Consider the following 17,488-nt stretch of genomic DNA (forward strand, 5'->3'; position numbering starts at 1 on the left):
AAAGATATACGTAGTATTACGTATCTAACGCATCAGGGTTTCGTTGTAGCCATAATATTAATGCATTATGACCCGAATCCAACTGTAATTTATGAATGATATTACTACGATGTTTCTCAACTGTTCTTCCAGAAATAAATAATCGCTCAGCAATCTGAGCAGAAGTAAGATTTTTGTCTATTAAAGAAAGGATTTTTTTTTCTGTAGGAGTAAGTTTTGCCGTTTTGGTATTCATTGTATTATAAAACATACCTTTTTGTAGCTTTTGACTTGCGTATGTTTTTCCTTGCGTAACAATTTGTATGCAATTAATAATTTCGTCTAATGCATCTTCTTTTAAAATATATCCATCAATTGTGTTACCAATTTCTTTAAGTAATTCAACTTTTTTGAAAAGGGTAAGAATTATAATCTTGGGGCCTATTTTTTTTGCCTTTAATGCTTTAGCAACTTCTAAACCACTGATAATTGGCATATCCATATCTAGAATAACTATATCTGGTTGAAGTTTACTGATCTTGTTAAATGCTTCATTACCATTTTTTGCCGTTCCTATAACAGAGAATCCATTTCTCTCCAGGAAAACTTTGTTTCCTTCTAAGATTAAAGGATGATCATCAGCCAAAAAAATTTTAGGCTTTATCATGTATCTAAATATATTTTTATAGTAGTTCCTTCTCCGACAATACTTTCTAAGGTCAATTGAGCATTAATTAATGTGGCGCGTTCTTTTAATGTTTTCATCCCCAGGCTATCCAATTTATTCTTCCCAGTGCTTAGATTAAACCCCACTCCATTATCTTTAATTTGAAAAACAACACCATTCCCTTGATTAGTTACTCGAAGTGTGCATATTTCTGCTTTAGCGTGTTTTTCGACATTATGTAGAGCCTCTTGTATCATACGGTAAATAAAAATTCCTTCTGTCGTATCGATATCATGTAAATCTTCATCAATATCATGGGTATATAATGTTTTCGAATTATTCTGAAACTCGTCTAGTAAATTTTCGAGTGATTTCACAAGTCCCTGTTGCTCAAATTGATATGGGTGCAGCGCCAAAGCCATACCCCTAACTTCTTCAATAGTATGATCAATAATAGAACTATCTGTGCTTACATCATCCAATTTTATTTTGTTTTTGATAAGTAATAAACTTTGTCCTACACTATCATGTAATTCTCGGGATATTCGTTTTCTTTCATTTTCAATTGATTGAATGACATCCTGTGCAAAACTGCGTTGTAGTTGTTCTTTTTCTTCGGCATGTTTTCGTTTTCTAGAAAGGGACACATATCGCATTCTAAATAAGACTAGTGTAATAATCCCTACCAAACTAATAAGCCCCAATAACAAACGATTTATTTGCCTGTCAGATAGCAATTGTTGGTTTTCGAGTTGCATAATAGCAGCTTCTTTTTTAATAACACCAAGTTTTACTTCGGCGGCTACCAATTTATTTGTTTTATCTTCTGTATGAAGCGAATCTTGCATCGTCATATTCTTTTTCAAGAATTCCAATGCCTTATCGTATTCTCCTAGAGACTCATAAGAAATCGCTTTAGAGTCATATAATTTTTGTTGGTTCAACTTATTATTGAGTTGAGTGTTTACCGCTAAGGCAGAGTCTGCATGTATAAGAGAAAGTTTGTATTCTCCTAGAGCATTATAAAGATCAGCAAATCTTAAATGTGCCCAGAGTGTCCTATCGGTAACATTAATCTCACGGCATACTTTCATGGCTTGATTACTATACTCTATAGCTTTTGCATAGTCTTTTTCTATCTCATATTCTGAACCTAAATTGGATAAAGCCAGAAAAACACCATCTTGATCATCCATTTTCTTATAAAACTCTAGAGCTTTATAATGTGCGTTAAAAACATCGTCCATTCTTTTCAGCTTCACATAAATATTACCCAAGTTAAGATAACAGGTGGCCATATTAGTCGTATCTCTTAGTTCTCTGTAGATATCTAAAGCCTCCAACATGTATTTTTCAGCAATATCATACTCATCATGAAAATAATGGTTTAAACCAATATTACCCGCTACAACGGCTTGCCCAAAAGTATCCTTGAGTTTTAAACGTAATTCATAGGATTGGGTATAATACTCTAATGCGGTTTGAGCATCTCCCAGATTAGTAAAATAATTTCCAAGAGAATTGTAAGACTTAGCAATTTGTATTGTATCTTCAATATTGTCTGATAAGGTTAGAGCATCCTTATACATGGTATATGCTTCTTCAGGTTCTCCCATAAAATCCAAAACCCAGCCTATTTTATTTTTACTTTCAATAATACCTATTGGATCCTCAACTTCTTTACTTACTATGAGTGCTTTTTTGTAAAAGTAGAGAGCGGAATCTATCTTTTTATACTGATATTCCTTACCAATTTTAATATATTCTTGGTATTTCTTTTTTGCTTCTCCATTTTCAGAAATTACTTTTTTCTTACAGCAAACCAATAATGTACTACATAACACTATCAAAATTGCGGTTACAAAACTATTTCTCATATATTAATTATTTGCCATAATTTTAGAGTATCATACTCTGTGTAAGAAGTCATATTAACTACAACCAGACTCTGAATTACAAGGCTTAAAATTTTATCATTTTTCAAGCCATTAACTATATAATAGTATTAGCTTTTTTTTAACATATGTAAAAGTACAGATATCAAACAAAAAAGCAAGACGATCTTGTCTTGCTTTGATAAATATTTACTTAATGTATGACTGCGAAGAGGTTAACTAGCATTGATCTCTACAACCATCGGCATTAAGAATCACAAAAGAAGCACTTTACAATTTTCAAAAAAAGAAGCGAGCCTCATTTTTGAAACTCGCTTCATGATCCACCTTTTTTGTGATTCATTAGTGACCGTGGAGGGATTCAAACCCCCAACCCTCAGAGCCGAAATCTGATGCGCTATTCAGTTGCGCCACACGGCCAGTATATAATTTTAAGACAATTTACTTTTTACAATGGTAGAAATAATTTTACCATCTGCCTGTCCTGCTAACTCTTTGGAAACAATCCCCATAACTTTCCCCATATCTTTCATTCCAGAAGCTCCAAGATCTTCAATAGTCATTACTACTACTTTCTCTATTTCTTCTTCAGAAAGTTGTTCTGGTAAAAACTGCTCAATTACCTTAGCTTGGTCGAGCTCTGGCTGTGCCAAATCATCTCTACCTTGTTCTGTAAAAATAGCAGCACTATCTTTGCGTTGCTTTACTAATTTCTGAAGTAATTTCAGCTCTTGATCTTCGCTTAATTCTTCTTTAGCACCGCTTTCTGTTTGAGCCAACAAAATAGCCGATTTAATGGCACGCAATGAGGTCAATGCATTGGTGTCTTTGGCTTTCATTGCCTCTTTCATTGCGGTCATTACTTCTTTTTGTAAGCTCATAAGTATTAATTTTAATCTATTGGATTGCGAAGATAAAAAATAAACCGATAATCTTACCTTTGATTATCGGTTTATCGATCATTTTGAACGTATTAATTCTTAGTCTACATTGTCATGTAAAAAAGAATTGTTCTTACGCAATTGTATATCATCATTACTATCAGTACCTAACGAAGTTCTGGACAATCCCGAATCATCGGGTTTTGCATCTACGTCTATTCCCGCTCGTTTATAAGCCGGTTCTTTTTCGATATCATCTACCTTAGAATTACTGTTTCTGAATTTATAGTTAAATTCTTTCATTTTAGCACGACGTTCTGCAGCTCTAGCCTTTAGCGTTTCAGAGATGGGTTGATTCATAGGATCAGGATCTTCTGATGGTTCTGTTTCTGGAGCAGGAGCAATAGTTTTCTTCTCAAAAACTACTTCTTCATCTTCTTCAATAACCTCTGCAGGCTGTGCTTCAGTTAATCGTTTTTCCTCTTCCATATAATCTTCTAAACTATATTTGCGAACACCACCTGATACTGTTTCACCTACTGGAACTACTTCTATTGGGTCATTAACTTCCATATCCAAAATATCATCGCTCAAATCAAAAACAATAGGTTCTTCTTCTGGCATTTGATCTTTAGAAACAGTAGTAGGTTTAGTATCTACGGTATCATTATCTTCACTTGCAGGCATATCAAATGCTAAAGAAAATTGATCTGCTTTTTCTTCTTCCTGTTTTACTTCTTCGGCATCATTAACTTCAATCTGCTTGATGATATCTTGCGCATTAATAATAACAAAATCGTTATCTGAAGAGAAAGGATCAACTACTTCATAATCTACATCAATATTCTTTAATAAATCTGTAGTAGGTAAAAGCAAAGAATCTTCATCCTCAACTAATTCGTGTTTTATTATTGGTTCTTCTGCTATTTCTTTCTTTGGTAAAGGAGAAAATACTGGGGGAACTTTTCCTGTAGATTTTGGCGTTAAATCCTGCACCGCAGTACGCTGTTCATCTTCTAGTGTATGAATTATCTTTTTAGTTTCTGTATTTACAATTTCATCTTGTTGTTCTACATCAAAACCAGTAGCAATTACGGTTACAGAAATTGCATCCTCTAAAGATTCATCTTCACCAACACCCATAATGATGTTGGCTCCATGACCAGCTTCTTGCTGAATATGATCATTAATTTCGCCAATCTCATCGATAGTAATCTCTTCTTTTCCAGATACAATTAAAAGAAGTACATTTTTAGCACCAGTTATCTTATTATCATTAAGCAAAGGAGAGTCTAATGCTTTAACAATTGCATCGTGAGCACGTTTATTACCAGAGGCATTAGCAGAGCCCATGATTGCAGTACCACTATTGCTAAGAACGGTCTTAGCATCACGTAAATCTATATTTTGTGTGTAGTGATGTGTTATTACTTCGGCTATACCACGAGATGCAGTAGCAAGGACTTCATCTGCTTTGGAGAAACCAGCTTTAAACCCTAGATTACCGTAAACTTCTCTTAGTTTATTGTTATTGATTACAATTAGAGAATCTACATGCGCTCTCAATCTTTCTACTCCTAAATGGGCTTGCTCATTACGCATACGTCCTTCAAACTGAAAAGGAATCGTTACAATACCTACTGTTAGGATATCTAGCTCTTTTGCCATTTTTGCAATAATAGGAGCCGCTCCGGTACCAGTACCTCCACCCATACCAGCAGTAATAAAAATCATCTTGGTATTGGTATCCAGCATTGTTTTTATGTCCTCATAACTCTCTACCGCAGATTGTTCACCTACTTCTGGATTCGCACCTGCACCTAATCCTTCAGTTAACGATACTCCTAATTGAATTTTATTAGGTATCGGACTATTTTCCAACGCCTGGGCATCTGTATTACAGATCACAAAATCAACCCCTTTAATCCCTTGTTGAAACATGTGGTTTATGGCATTACTACCTCCTCCACCTACTCCAATCACTTTGATTACATTAGATTGATTTTTAGGCAAATCAAACGAAATATTTTCGAACTCATCCTTTTTACTCATAATTGCTAATTTTCTGGTTCTCCTACTACTTTTTATATTTTTCTACAGTTCTAATCCGAACTTTATTTATCCAATTCTTTAATGCGAGCACCTCGCTAAAAATGTCCACAGGACATTTTCTTTACGCTCGGTCCTATTCAGCATTATCCAAAAATTCTTTGAACTTTTCAGTCCACTTCTCAAGAATATTCTTTCTAGGTTTTAGATCAACTCTTGGGTTTTCTTCTTCATTATTACTAAGGTTATCAACATATGTTTCTCCTTGTTGATCTACCTCAGTATTGGTAACGACTTGTTTTTGTATTGTTTTTTTCTGTTTTTTAATATGAGCCAAACTATCCATCACTAACCCCACTGCAGTGGCATACATTGGGCTCGTAGTTTCTGAATCACTATTACCAGCTAGATGCTCATTTGGATATCCTATCCTTGTATCCATACCAGTAATATATTCTACAAGCTGTTTAAGATGTTTTAACTGGGATCCTCCACCTGTTAATACAATTCCTGCTATTAGTTTTTTCTTTGGCGACTCATGTCCATAGTTCTTGATTTCTAAAAACACTTGTTCTATAATCTCAACCACCCGTGCATGAATAATCTTGGACAAGTTTTTTAACGTAATTTCTTTTGGCTCTCTACCTCGAAGACCTGGTATAGAAACAATCTCATTATCCTTGTTTTCTCCGGGCCAGGCAGATCCAAACTTAATTTTTAATAGCTCTGCTTGTTTTTCGATAATAGAACATCCTTCCTTAATATCTTCGGTGATTACATTTCCACCAAAAGGAATTACTGCCGTATGACGTATAATTCCATCTTTAAAAATGGCAAGATCTGTGGTTCCTCCACCTATATCTATCAAAGCAACTCCTGCCTCTTTCTCTTCCTGACTCAATACTGCATTCGCAGAAGCCAATGGTTCTAAAGTAACTTCAGATAATTCTAATCCCGAGCTTTTTACACATCTTCCTATATTACGGATTGAAGTGACTTGCCCCACAACTACATGAAAATTAGCTTCTAATCGTCCTCCATACATCCCAACGGGTTCTTTTATTTCGGCTTGACCATCAACTTTATATTCTTGTGGCAGTACATGTAAAATTTCTTCCCCAGGTAACATAACCAATTTGTGCACCTGATTGCATAATTTATCAATATCATCTTCATCAATAACTGCATCAGCATTAGGTCTAGTGATATAATCACTATGTTGCAAACTGCGAATATGTTGACCAGCAATACCTACAGTGACATCATTAATTTTCATTCCTGAAGCGCTTTCTGCTTCATGAACTGCTTGCTGTATCGATTGAATTGTTTGTGTTATATTATTTACGACTCCCCGATGTACTCCCAAGCTTTTGGATTTACCAACACCTAATACTTCCATCTTTCCATACTCGTTATAACGCCCTACCATAGCAACAATCTTTGTTGTTCCTATGTCTAATCCTACCGCTATTTCATTTACTTCTCTTTCCATACTGGTATTATTTTATTGTGCATACCACTTGATTGCTAAATTGTAAACTCACCTTTTTATACTTATCAAGGCTTTGATCCTTTAAAGCTTTTTGATAAAATGCTTTAAAGTTTCTGACTTTATTCTCTAAATTCTCTACTTTTCCAATGACCACTCTAAAAGAATACACTCGTAACTCGAGTTCGTAGTGTCCTTTGAATGTTCTAAAAACTCCAACCACGTGTTTTTTTAGAAATTCGTCATCCTGAATCTTTTTCAACAAAGGAAAAACTTCAGGAACTTCTCTCTCTGATACATTATGCACCAAAGGCACATGTGCTGAGTAACTATTGGATAAAGGCATTGTACTACCGGTAACATCTACATAAAAAGAAGTAACCGCGTTAACCCTAGCAATGGGGGAGCGTTGCTTGATTTGTGCCTTAAGTTCTCCATTTACAGTTAGATACACATCAGAATGTTCTATCATTTTGTGCGCATCTAGCCCCTTCTCTACAGTATTCAAAACTAAAATTTCTTTGCCCACGTTCGTAACCCTCTCCTGATTTTGTATTAACAATTTATTAACCGTCATTTCATTTACATAAGGATCCTGTTCTTCTACAAATTCTATAGATACTTTGTTAATTTTTCGTTGCTTATTTCGTTTACTCGTAAAAGCAAAAAGTATAATGATCAAAATAACAAGACCACTAAATTTTAAATATGTATATCCCTTCTTATTCATACCGATAATGCTTTTTTTATGCGGTCAACCTCTTCTCCAATATCCCCCGCCCCAATGGTTAAAACTACTTGCGCATCACTATCAATGATTTCTTCGACTAAACTGTCTTTTGTGATCAGCTTTTTATTTTCGTTCTCGACCATCTCCAATAACCATCTAGAGCTTATTCCTTCAATAGGCAATTCTCTTGCAGGATATATGTCCAACAGCAAAAGGTGATCAAATTGACTTAGGCTTTTTGCAAAATCTGATGCAAAATCTCTAGTTCTACTATAAAGATGAGGTTGAAAAACTGCTAATACTTTTTTATCTGGATGCATTTCTCTTACTGCCTGATGTAATGCATTAATCTCTGTTGGATGATGAGCATAGTCATCAACATACACCAAATCATCCGTTTTTACCTGATAACTAAACCTACGCTGTACACCTTTAAACGTAAATAAAGCCTTTGCCAAAGATCCGGTTGGGGAGCCGTAAAGCCTAGCTATGGCAAAGGCTGTAATAGCATTTAACAAGTTATGTTTACCTGGCAGGTTTAAATGCAAATCTTTTATTAATTGTTCTGGAGTTTTTAAATCAAAAATATAGGTACCATTATGTATTCTTATATTTTGAGCACAATAATCAGAGTCATCTTCAATCCCAAATGTAATTCCAGAAAGTGGCAGCCCATTACACACTAAAAGGTGATCTTTTACCTTTGATGAGAACTCTATAAACGAATCTTCTAAGGCGTTGGCTTTTTCGTAAATATCCAGATGGTCTGCATCCATAGATGTAATTGCAGCAATATCTGGATATAACTGCAAGAAAGATCTATCAAACTCATCAGCTTCTACCACCACAACTTCATTTCCTTCCAGAACAAGGTTAGAATTATAATTCTCACTTATCCCTCCTAAAAATGCAGTCACTTTGGCCCCACTTTCTTTTAATAAATGTGCCAAAATTGCTGTTGTTGTGGTTTTTCCATGAGTTCCAGCAACAGCCAATGTATATACGTCTCTGGTAATAACCCCTAGAACCTCTGCTCTCTTTTTTAGATTAAAACCATGCTCTTTAACATACTTTAATTCTTTATGATCATTAGGGATTGCCGGTGTAAACACCACAAGAGTCTCTTCTTTATTTAAAAATGGTTTAGGAATAGCTTTAACATCGTCATCAAAATGAATTGCAATACCCATCTCACTCAAACTTGAAGTAATCTGAGTTGGTGTTTTATCATATCCAGCCACATTTTTACCAAGAAACTTAAAATATCGGGCAAGCGCACTCATTCCAATACCGCCGATACCGATAAAATAAATATTCTTTATATTTTCTAAACTGTTATTCATTTATACTAGTTCTTTAAAGAACCATTTTCTATTAATCTTTCTATTTGATCCGCGATATCTGATGTAGCATTAGGTAATGCGAGCCTTTTTATCGCCGTACCAAGTTTTAGTTGTATATCTTCACTTTTTAGTAATTCTGAAATCGTATCCCGAAACTTACTATCCAATTCAGATTCTCTAAGCATCAATGCACCATCTTTATCTACAATAGCTTTAGCATTTTTGGTTTGATGATCTTCAGCCACATTTGGTGATGGAATAAACAACACTGGCTTTGCAACTATACACAACTCTGAAACCGAACTAGCTCCAGCTCTAGATATAATAAAATCAGCCGCCGCATATGCCAGATCCATTGTATCCAAAAATTGATGTACTTGCACATGATTTTGATCAGAATATTTTTTATACTCATCATAATAAAGCTTGCCACATTGCCAAATCACTTGAACACCTTCATTATCAATAAGGAAACCTAGCTCTTTTTCAATTAGCTGATTAATTCTTCTAGCCCCAAGACTACCTCCAAGAATTAAAATAGTTTTTTTGCCTTTATTCAGTTTATATTTTGATAATCCCAAATTTCTTTTTTCGTCGATACTTAATAAATCCTGACGCACCGGATTACCTGTTTTAACAATCTTATCTTTTGGAAAGAATCGATCCATATTATCATATGCTACACAAATCTTTCCCGCATCTTTTGACAACCATTTATTGGTAATGCCAGGAAACGAATTTTGCTCCTGAAGCACCGTTGGAATTTTTTTAGCATTTGCCATTTTAAGCAGCGGACCGCTGGCAAATCCTCCTGTACCAATTACTATATCGGGGTTAAATTTTTTGATAACTTTTCTGGATTTCCAAAGACTACTTAATAGTTTTATAGGAAAGAGAAGGTTATTCCATGTTAATTTTCTTTGAATACCACTAATCCATAATCCTATAATTTCATATCCCGCCTGAGGAACTTTTTGCATCTCCATTCGATCTTTAGCTCCCACGAACAAAACTGAAGCTTCTGGGTATCTACTGCGCAATTCATTTGCAATAGCTATTGCCGGGTAAATATGACCTCCGGTACCTCCACCTGATAATATAACTTTCAGTTTTCTACTCATATATTTCCTCTCAAAACCTCTAATGGGTTTTCATCTTTTTCTCTTATTTGTTGTTCTTCAATTATTTCTTCTCTCCTGCTACTTACACTTAATACTATTCCAATAGCAAGGCATGTCATCCAAATTGATGTTCCACCGCTACTTATTAGCGGTAATGTTTGACCCGTTACCGGAAATAACTCTACAGCCACAGCCATATTAATCAAGGCCTGAAACACTATAGGAAGCCCCACACCAATAACCAGTAACTTTCCAAACATATCTTCACTCTTGTGTGCCACCACTACTAATCTAAAAAGCAAAAACATATACAACAGCATTAGAAATACACCTCCCAAAAACCCCCACTCTTCTATAATAATAGCATAAATAAAATCTGAAGATGATTGTGGTAAAAAATTTCTTTGTACACTTTTACCCGGACCTGTACCAATTACCCCACCTCTAGCTATTGCAATTTTTGCCCGTTCGATTTGATAATCTTCTTGTGTTTCTTTATTATCTGTAAAATTTTCTATTCTGCTTACCCAAGTATCTACCCTGTTTGGAAACATTCCCGGAAACGCCTTGGCAAATAAGACAAAAAAGACTAGCGTCAAAAACCCTGTTCCCAGAATTACTGAAATATATTTTATAGGATATCCTCCCAAAAACACCAACATAATTACCATAGAAAATATGATTGCTGCTGTAGAGAAATTGGCAGGTAAAATTAGCATCAATACCAAAAAAACCGGCAACCAAAGAGGCAATAAGGTCTCTTTAAACGAGACAGTTTCATTCTTAATTTTAGAAAGATATCTAGCTACATACGCCATTAAAACCACAGCCGCCAATGTCGAAGTCTGAAACGTAACCCCAACAAACGGCACACGAATCCATCGGCTAGCATTTGCCCCTTCAATGGTTGTATTTTGTGCCATTGTAACCAGTAATAAGATTAGCACCACTGGAATCATTATTATAGAGAGTCCTTTGAAATAATGATATGGTATTTTATGAACACCATACATGATCAAAAAGCCTAATACTAAATGAGCAAAATGTTTTACCAAAAAACTGAATGTATCACCATCGCCATACAAATAAGCCAAATTACTACTTGCACTATACACAGGGAGGAAGGAAAACAATGCCAACAATGCAGCCACTGCCCATATCACTTTATCACCTTTTATATTTGATAGCATTTTAGTCATTTTAACCTCTATGATTGTAATTATCTATTCACAATTGATCATTATTTTCTTTAAAAAAACTTATAACTCTCTTACCGCCTCTTTAAATTGTCTTCCTCTTTCTTCATAATTTTTAAACAAATCGAAACTTGCACATGCCGGGGACAACAACACATTTTCATTTCTTTCCGCTATTTTATATGCAATATTAACCGCCTCCTTCATAGATTGAGTCTCTACAATATTATCAACACAATTACCAAAGGCATTGATAATTTTTGAATTATCCATTCCTAAACAAATAATCGCCTTTACTTTTTCATTAACCAAAGGATATAGCTCGGTATAATCATTACCCTTATCAACTCCGCCGACAATCCATACTGTTGAAGACTTCATAGCATCTAAAGCATAAAAAGTTGCATTTACATTTGTTGCCTTAGAATCGTTTATGTATTGCACATTATTAATTTTCAATACATTTTCTAAACGATGCTCTACTCCATGAAAGTTTTCTAAACATTCTCTGATTGTTGCTTTTCTTATTTTCAGCAATTGTGATACCGTGGCTGCTGCCATCGCGTTTTTCACATTGTGATTCCCCTTTAATGATAAATTTGTTGTTGACATGTTAAATTCGTTGTTGTCTATGGTTATTTTTATATTTCCTTCTTCTAAATACGCTCCGTTTTTCACCTTTTTTGTTAATGAAAAAGGCAATAATCTTGCTCGAATGGGGTGGTTTTTTAAATATGTCACTATAACTTCATCATCAGCGTCATAAATGAAATAATCCTTTTCGGTTTGATTCATCGCTATCCGAAATTTTGATGCGATGTAATTTTCAAACTTATTCTCATATCGATCCAAATGATCTGGCGTGATATTGGTTAAAACCGCAATATGAGGTGCAAAATCAATACTTCCATCAAGTTGAAAACTGCTAAGCTCTAACACATAAAAAGGTGCATCATTTTCTGCTACCTGTTTTGCAAAACTGTCTCCTATGTTACCCGCCATATTTATATCCAGCCCTCCTTTTTCAAGCACATAATGTGTAAGCATAGTGGTTGTGGTTTTTCCATTACTTCCAGTAATACCCACTATTTGTGCATTAGTAAACTTAGCTGCAAATTCTATTTCAGAGACCACAGAAACTCCCATTTCCTTCAATTTGACGATCATTGCAACCTTATCCGGAATTCCCGGGCTCTTCATAACGACATCAGCATTCAAAATTTTACTCTCGGTATGCTTTTGCTCTTCCCATTCGATTTCAAAATTTCTAAGAACATTTTTATATTCTTCAGTAATCATCCCCTTATCGGAAACAAAAACATCATATCCTTCTTTTTTCCCAAGAATAGCAGTTCCTACTCCACTTTCTCCTGCTCCTAATACCACTAATCTTTTCACTTTACCTTACTTTTAGTGTAATCACAGCAATAATTGCCAGAAAAATCCCGACAATCCAAAACCTTGCAACAATCTTGCTCTCATGTATCCCCCGTTTTTGATAATGATGGTGCAGTGGCGACATTAAGAATATTCTTTTACCTTCTCCATATTTTTTCTTAGTGTATTTAAACCAACTCACTTGCATCATTACTGATAAAGTTTCAATGAAAAAAATCCCACACACTATTGGAATCAAAAACTCTTTGCGAATAGCAATTGCTATTACAGCAATGATTCCCCCTATAGTAAGACTACCTGTATCACCCATAAAAACTTGTGCTGGATACGTGTTATACCACAAAAACCCAACTAAAGCCCCAGCAAATGCCGTAATAAAAATGGTCATCTCTCCAGAATTAGGGATGTACATTACATTGAGATAATCTGAAAAAATAATATTACCCGAAACCCAAGCAAATAATGCCAGAGTCAATACTATTATTGCTGAAGAACCCGCTGCTAGACCATCAATACCATCGGTAAGATTTGCACCATTTGATACTGCCGTAACTATAAAAATTACTATAGGTATAAAAATGAGCCAAGCATATTTCGCCAAATCTGGACTAATCCAAGTAATTAGGTCTGCATAGTCAAACTCATTATTTTTAAAAAACGGTAATGTAGTTTTGGTTGACTTAATAGCCGGTTTAAAATCAGAATCGGCTTCATTTGAAGCTACTTGCTCTACATCAGACCGTGCTTTCTCCTGGCGAACTGTTATATCTCCATGAAAATACATAGTACACCCCACAATAAGTCCCAAACCAACTTGCCCTATGACTTTAAATTTCCCTGCCAGGCCTTCTTTATCTTTTCTTTTGATCTTTAAAAAATCATCTGTAAAACCGATAACCCCCATCCAGAGTGTAGTTATGATAAGTAGGATGACATAGATATTATCCAATTTTGCAAATAACAATACAGGAACCAGTGTAGACAGAATAATAATAATTCCTCCCATAGTAGGTGTACCCGCTTTCTCAGCTTGACCTTCCAACCCTAACTCTCGGATGCTTTCTCCCATTTGTTTTTTCCTTAGAAAGTCTATGATTCGTCTACCATAAATTGTAGAGATCAATAGCGATACGATAATTGCCATTGCCGCTCTAAAAGTGATAAACTGAAACAACGAAGCCCCAGGAAACTGGTATTCGCTTTCTAAATATTCAAACAGATAATACAACATAGATTATTACCTCTTTTGTACTCTTATAAAAAGTACTTTTAAGGATTTTATTTATTTAGCTTTTTTAGTTCTTCTTTTACAATTTCAAAATCATTAAAATCAAATCGTTCTCCATTAATTTCCTGATAGGTTTCATGCCCTTTTCCTGCAATGAGAATGATATCACCCGTCTCTGCTAATTGACATGCTGTTTTAATAGCTTGCTTTCTATCAGTTATCGATAATGTCTTTTTATAATCTTGTGGTTCCACTCCTTTTTCGATATCCTCTATAATCTGACCTGGATTTTCGGTTCTTGGGTTATCACTAGTAAAAATTGCTTTATTACTTAATCTGGCGGCTATGTTACCCATTACAGGGCGTTTCATTTTATCCCTATCTCCACCACAGCCTACTACAGTTACAAGTGTCTCATTATTAGTTCTAATATCATTGATAGTTTCTAGCACGTTTTTTAAAGCATCGGGCGTATGTGCATAATCAACAATTGCCGTAATCTTATTATCAGAAATCAGGTATTGAAATCTGCCACTTACACTTTTTAGATCGCTTAATAAACGAAGAGTCTCCAAAGTTTCTAGACCTAATAATTCTGCAGCACCAAAAATTGCCAGTAAATTATATGCATTAAAACTACCTATCAGCTTTGCCCATACTTCATGGTCATTAAGCTTTAGTAATAAACCTTCAATGCTATTTTCAAGAATCTGCCCTCTAAAGTCAGCATAAGATTTTAGAGCATAACCATACGTTTTTGCTTTTGTATTTTGAAGCATGAATGCTCCATTTTTATCATCTTTATTTATCAATGCGAATGCATTAGCAGATAACTCATCAAAAAACACCTTTTTTACATCGCGATACTCTTTAAATGTATTATGATAATCTAAGTGATCATGAGATAAATTCGTAAAAATCCCACCTGTAAATTCTAGGCCTTCTGTGCGTTTTTGATGAATTCCATGTGAGCTTACTTCCATAAAACAATACTCTACTCCTGCCTCGCTCATTTCATTTAGATAGCGATTAATCGTCAAAGAATCTGGAGTTGTATGAGTTGCTTTATATTCTTTGGTATCCACCAAAATTTTAACTGTAGATAGCAAACCAACTTTAAACCCTGCCTTTTTAAATAGTTGATACAATAATGTTGCAATGGTTGTTTTTCCATTTGTACCGGTCACCCCGACCAGTTTTAAGTTTTCTGAAGGGTTTCCGTAAAAGTTAGATCCCATTATTGCCAAGGCCGATTGCGTATTTTCAGCAACTATATAGGTAACAGTATCTATTTTAGTCTTTGGTAATTCTTCACAAACAACAACTATTGCTCCTTGATCGATAGCTTTTTGTATAAAATTATGGCCATCAGAAACAGAACCACGTATAGCAACAAAAACATCATTCTTTTCTATTTCTCTAGAGTCGAATTCAATCTTGTTGATATTAATTACTGTATTTCCAACCACAGCATTAATAGCGACTTTATATAAAATATCTTTTAACTCGATCACGATAATTCTAATCTAATGGTTTGATTAATTTCTACTTTAGTTCCAGGCTCTATAGATTGCGTTCTTACTCTACCTGACGATCCTTTCAATTCAACTTTTAGTCCCATATTCTCTAAAAGCGAAATCACATCCATTGCAGGCATACCTTTTACATTAGGCATAATAGTTTTATACTTTTGAGCTTTTTGATAGTATTCTTCATAGCTTTTATGTACAGGAGCACTTTCTATTACTGCATATGACACTTCATCGATTACGGGTATGTCATTATATATCTTTGTTGCTATAGTTTCAAAAACTGGAGCTGCCACCTCACTACCGTAATACCCCTTCTCTTTATTAGGCTTATGAATCACAACAATACATGAATATATAGGCTTATCGGCTGGAAAATATCCTGCAAAAGATGATATATACTCTCGTTCTTTATCTTTCCCATAGTTACCCCAACACGTACCTGTTTTACCAGCTATCAGAAAATTATCTGTGTTAATATTATCTGCAGTACCTCTTTTTACTACATTAAGCATCATCTCCTGTGCTATTTTTGCTGTTTGTTTAGAACATATGGTCGGGTTTAGAACTTCTTTGTCAAATTTTTCGCGGGTTTTATCCCAAGTCTTCACCTCTTTAATAAATCTAGGTTTTACCATTTCACCATCATTAGCAATTGCATTGTAAAAGGCTAGTGTTTGCAGAGGTGTTAAGGCTACGCCATATCCATGAGCCATCCAAGGTAAAGTAGTACCGTACCAATCATCATCTCCAGGGTATGGTATTTTAGGCTTTCCTTCTCCTTTGATTGACAAGCCAAGTGTTTCAGACAGCCCCATATTGATTAATCGATCTACAAACTTTCTGGGATTATCTTTATATTTTTCGTTGATCATTTTGGCAAAAGCAGTATTCGAAGACAATTCAAAAGCCTTTGCTGCGGATATTTTTCCATACCCTCCCCATCGAGAATCTTTAACGACTCTATCGTAAAATTTTACACGCCCGTTTTCGGTGTCGATAACATAGCTAGAATCAATCGCCCTATCTTCTAAAGCTGCTACCATGGTCATTAACTTAAATGTAGATCCCGGTTCATGAGATTCTCCTACAGCATAATTAAGTTTTTCATAGTACTTTCCTGCCTTGGTACGACCAAGATTAGAAATTGCTTTAATCTCACCTGTTTTAGTTTCCATAACCACTACAGTGCCATGTTCGGCTTCAAATCGCTCTAATTGACCCAAAAGTGCATGGTGCGCTATATCCTGAATATTCACATCAATAGTAGAAACTACATCATAACCATCTTGAGGTTCTACTTCATTATCATCACCAATAGGTTTCCATTGGTTTTTAGCAATTTTTTGTTTTTTACGCTTTCCTTCTTTACCCCTTAAAAACGGACCGTAGGCCCCCTCGAGACCTACCCTTGTATAATATCCTTGCTCATCTCTTCGCTCATAACCAACGGTACGTTCGGCTATTTTACCAATAGGATGCTCTCTAACCGTCCGTTGTTCTACGATAAGCCCACCTCTATTGGCCCCAAAAACAAATAACGGAAACTCTTTAACCCGCATGTATTGAGAATAACCAAGATTTCTTCGAATCAGCAAATATCGATTCTTATTTGCTCGTGCGGTTCTTATAATTTTGTCGTAATATGAAACAGGTTTACCAAATTCTTTTGATAACGCTACGCATAGAGGCTTCACATATTTTCTAAAATCTTTATCCGTTACTGTAAGGGCATCGAATCGAATATCATACTTTGGCACCGATGTAGCCAGTAAATTACCCTTACTGTCATAAAGATTACCTCTGTTTGCTGGTATATCAAAAGTTTTAAAAACTCGCTCTTGAGCTTTTTTGCGGTACATATCCCCCTGCACAAACTGTATATTGACTAATTTCACTAATACAGCAACTGCAAAAACAAACATACATGCCGCTATAAAATACAACCTGTTTAATATGTTTTTTTCTTTTATTGCCAAAGTA

The 17,488-nt window shown here is 35.1% G+C and carries 13 protein-coding genes and 1 tRNA gene; all 14 read right to left on the reverse strand.

The features are described from left to right. Positions 1–16: 16 nt before the first annotated feature. Positions 17–646 carry a response regulator gene (locus tag JJQ60_RS07930; protein WP_201918453.1) on the reverse strand — a complete coding sequence of 210 codons (630 nt, stop codon included), beginning with the start codon at positions 644–646 and terminating at the stop codon, positions 17–19. Next, the gene (locus JJQ60_RS07935) at positions 643–2,523 is read right to left on the reverse strand and encodes a tetratricopeptide repeat-containing sensor histidine kinase (protein ID WP_201918455.1); all 1,881 of its coding nucleotides are present in this window, start codon (positions 2,521–2,523) and stop codon (positions 643–645) included. The genes JJQ60_RS07930 and JJQ60_RS07935 overlap by 4 nt, the downstream gene beginning before the upstream one ends. 364 nt (positions 2,524–2,887) lie before the next feature. Beyond that, positions 2,888–2,961, reverse strand: a tRNA-Arg gene (locus JJQ60_RS07940). A gap of 11 nt (positions 2,962–2,972) precedes the next feature. Next, positions 2,973–3,422: a GatB/YqeY domain-containing protein gene (locus JJQ60_RS07945; RefSeq protein ID WP_201918457.1), complete on the reverse strand. Its 450-nt coding sequence runs from the start codon at positions 3,420–3,422 to the stop codon at positions 2,973–2,975. 99 nt (positions 3,423–3,521) lie between these two features. Then, complete coding sequence (gene ftsZ, locus JJQ60_RS07950; protein ID WP_201918459.1) at positions 3,522–5,474, reverse strand: cell division protein FtsZ; 1,953 nt, start codon at positions 5,472–5,474, stop codon at positions 3,522–3,524. A 133-nt stretch (positions 5,475–5,607) separates the two neighbouring features. After that, a complete protein-coding gene (gene ftsA, locus JJQ60_RS07955) occupies positions 5,608–6,963 on the reverse strand; it encodes a cell division protein FtsA (RefSeq protein ID WP_201918461.1) in 1,356 nt (451 codons plus the stop codon). A gap of 7 nt (positions 6,964–6,970) precedes the next feature. Next, a complete protein-coding gene (locus JJQ60_RS07960) occupies positions 6,971–7,690 on the reverse strand; it encodes a hypothetical protein (protein ID WP_201918463.1) in 720 nt (239 codons plus the stop codon). After that, positions 7,687–9,033, reverse strand: a complete 1,347-nt coding sequence (gene murC, locus JJQ60_RS07965; protein ID WP_201918465.1) for a UDP-N-acetylmuramate--L-alanine ligase — start codon at positions 9,031–9,033, stop codon at positions 7,687–7,689. The genes JJQ60_RS07960 and murC overlap by 4 nt, the downstream gene beginning before the upstream one ends. 5 nt (positions 9,034–9,038) lie before the next feature. Continuing rightward, positions 9,039–10,154, reverse strand: coding sequence for an undecaprenyldiphospho-muramoylpentapeptide beta-N-acetylglucosaminyltransferase (murG, locus tag JJQ60_RS07970; RefSeq protein ID WP_201918467.1), 1,116 nt, complete (start codon positions 10,152–10,154; stop codon positions 9,039–9,041). Next, on the reverse strand, positions 10,151–11,353 hold the full coding sequence (locus tag JJQ60_RS07975) for an FtsW/RodA/SpoVE family cell cycle protein (RefSeq protein ID WP_201918469.1): 1,203 nt from the start codon (positions 11,351–11,353) through the stop codon (positions 10,151–10,153). Before JJQ60_RS07975 ends, murG begins: the two co-directional genes overlap by 4 nt. Before the next feature lie 60 nt (positions 11,354–11,413). After that, on the reverse strand, positions 11,414–12,748 hold the full coding sequence (gene murD / locus JJQ60_RS07980; RefSeq protein WP_201918471.1) for a UDP-N-acetylmuramoyl-L-alanine--D-glutamate ligase: 1,335 nt from the start codon (positions 12,746–12,748) through the stop codon (positions 11,414–11,416). Between the two features lies 1 nt (position 12,749). Then, on the reverse strand, positions 12,750–13,979 hold the full coding sequence (gene mraY, locus JJQ60_RS07985; protein ID WP_201918473.1) for a phospho-N-acetylmuramoyl-pentapeptide-transferase: 1,230 nt from the start codon (positions 13,977–13,979) through the stop codon (positions 12,750–12,752). A gap of 47 nt (positions 13,980–14,026) precedes the next feature. After that, entirely contained in the window at positions 14,027–15,490 is a 1,464-nt protein-coding gene (locus JJQ60_RS07990; RefSeq protein ID WP_201918475.1) for a UDP-N-acetylmuramoyl-L-alanyl-D-glutamate--2,6-diaminopimelate ligase, read from the reverse strand. Then, entirely contained in the window at positions 15,487–17,484 is a 1,998-nt protein-coding gene (locus tag JJQ60_RS07995; RefSeq protein ID WP_201918477.1) for a penicillin-binding protein, read from the reverse strand. Before JJQ60_RS07995 ends, JJQ60_RS07990 begins: the two co-directional genes overlap by 4 nt. Positions 17,485–17,488: the final 4 nt, after the last annotated feature.

The organism is Aquimarina mytili (genome assembly GCF_016735115.1).
In the GTDB taxonomy this organism is placed as follows: domain Bacteria; phylum Bacteroidota; class Bacteroidia; order Flavobacteriales; family Flavobacteriaceae; genus Aquimarina; species Aquimarina mytili.

Excerpts from the sequence above, each read along its gene's own strand:
- JJQ60_RS07930 (WP_201918453.1), bottom strand. The coding sequence starts at position 646 with ATGATAAAGCCTAAAATTTTTTTGGCTGATGATCATCCTTTAATCTTA.
- JJQ60_RS07935 (WP_201918455.1), bottom strand. The coding sequence starts at position 2,523 with ATGAGAAATAGTTTTGTAACCGCAATTTTGATAGTGTTATGTAGTACA.
- JJQ60_RS07945 (WP_201918457.1), bottom strand. The coding sequence starts at position 3,422 with ATGAGCTTACAAAAAGAAGTAATGACCGCAATGAAAGAGGCAATGAAA.
- ftsZ (WP_201918459.1), bottom strand. The coding sequence starts at position 5,474 with ATGAGTAAAAAGGATGAGTTCGAAAATATTTCGTTTGATTTGCCTAAA.
- ftsA (WP_201918461.1), bottom strand. The coding sequence starts at position 6,963 with ATGGAAAGAGAAGTAAATGAAATAGCGGTAGGATTAGACATAGGAACA.
- JJQ60_RS07960 (WP_201918463.1), bottom strand. The coding sequence starts at position 7,690 with ATGAATAAGAAGGGATATACATATTTAAAATTTAGTGGTCTTGTTATT.
- murC (WP_201918465.1), bottom strand. The coding sequence starts at position 9,033 with ATGAATAACAGTTTAGAAAATATAAAGAATATTTATTTTATCGGTATC.
- murG (WP_201918467.1), bottom strand. The coding sequence starts at position 10,154 with ATGAGTAGAAAACTGAAAGTTATATTATCAGGTGGAGGTACCGGAGGT.
- JJQ60_RS07975 (WP_201918469.1), bottom strand. The coding sequence starts at position 11,353 with ATGACTAAAATGCTATCAAATATAAAAGGTGATAAAGTGATATGGGCA.
- mraY (WP_201918473.1), bottom strand. The coding sequence starts at position 13,979 with ATGTTGTATTATCTGTTTGAATATTTAGAAAGCGAATACCAGTTTCCT.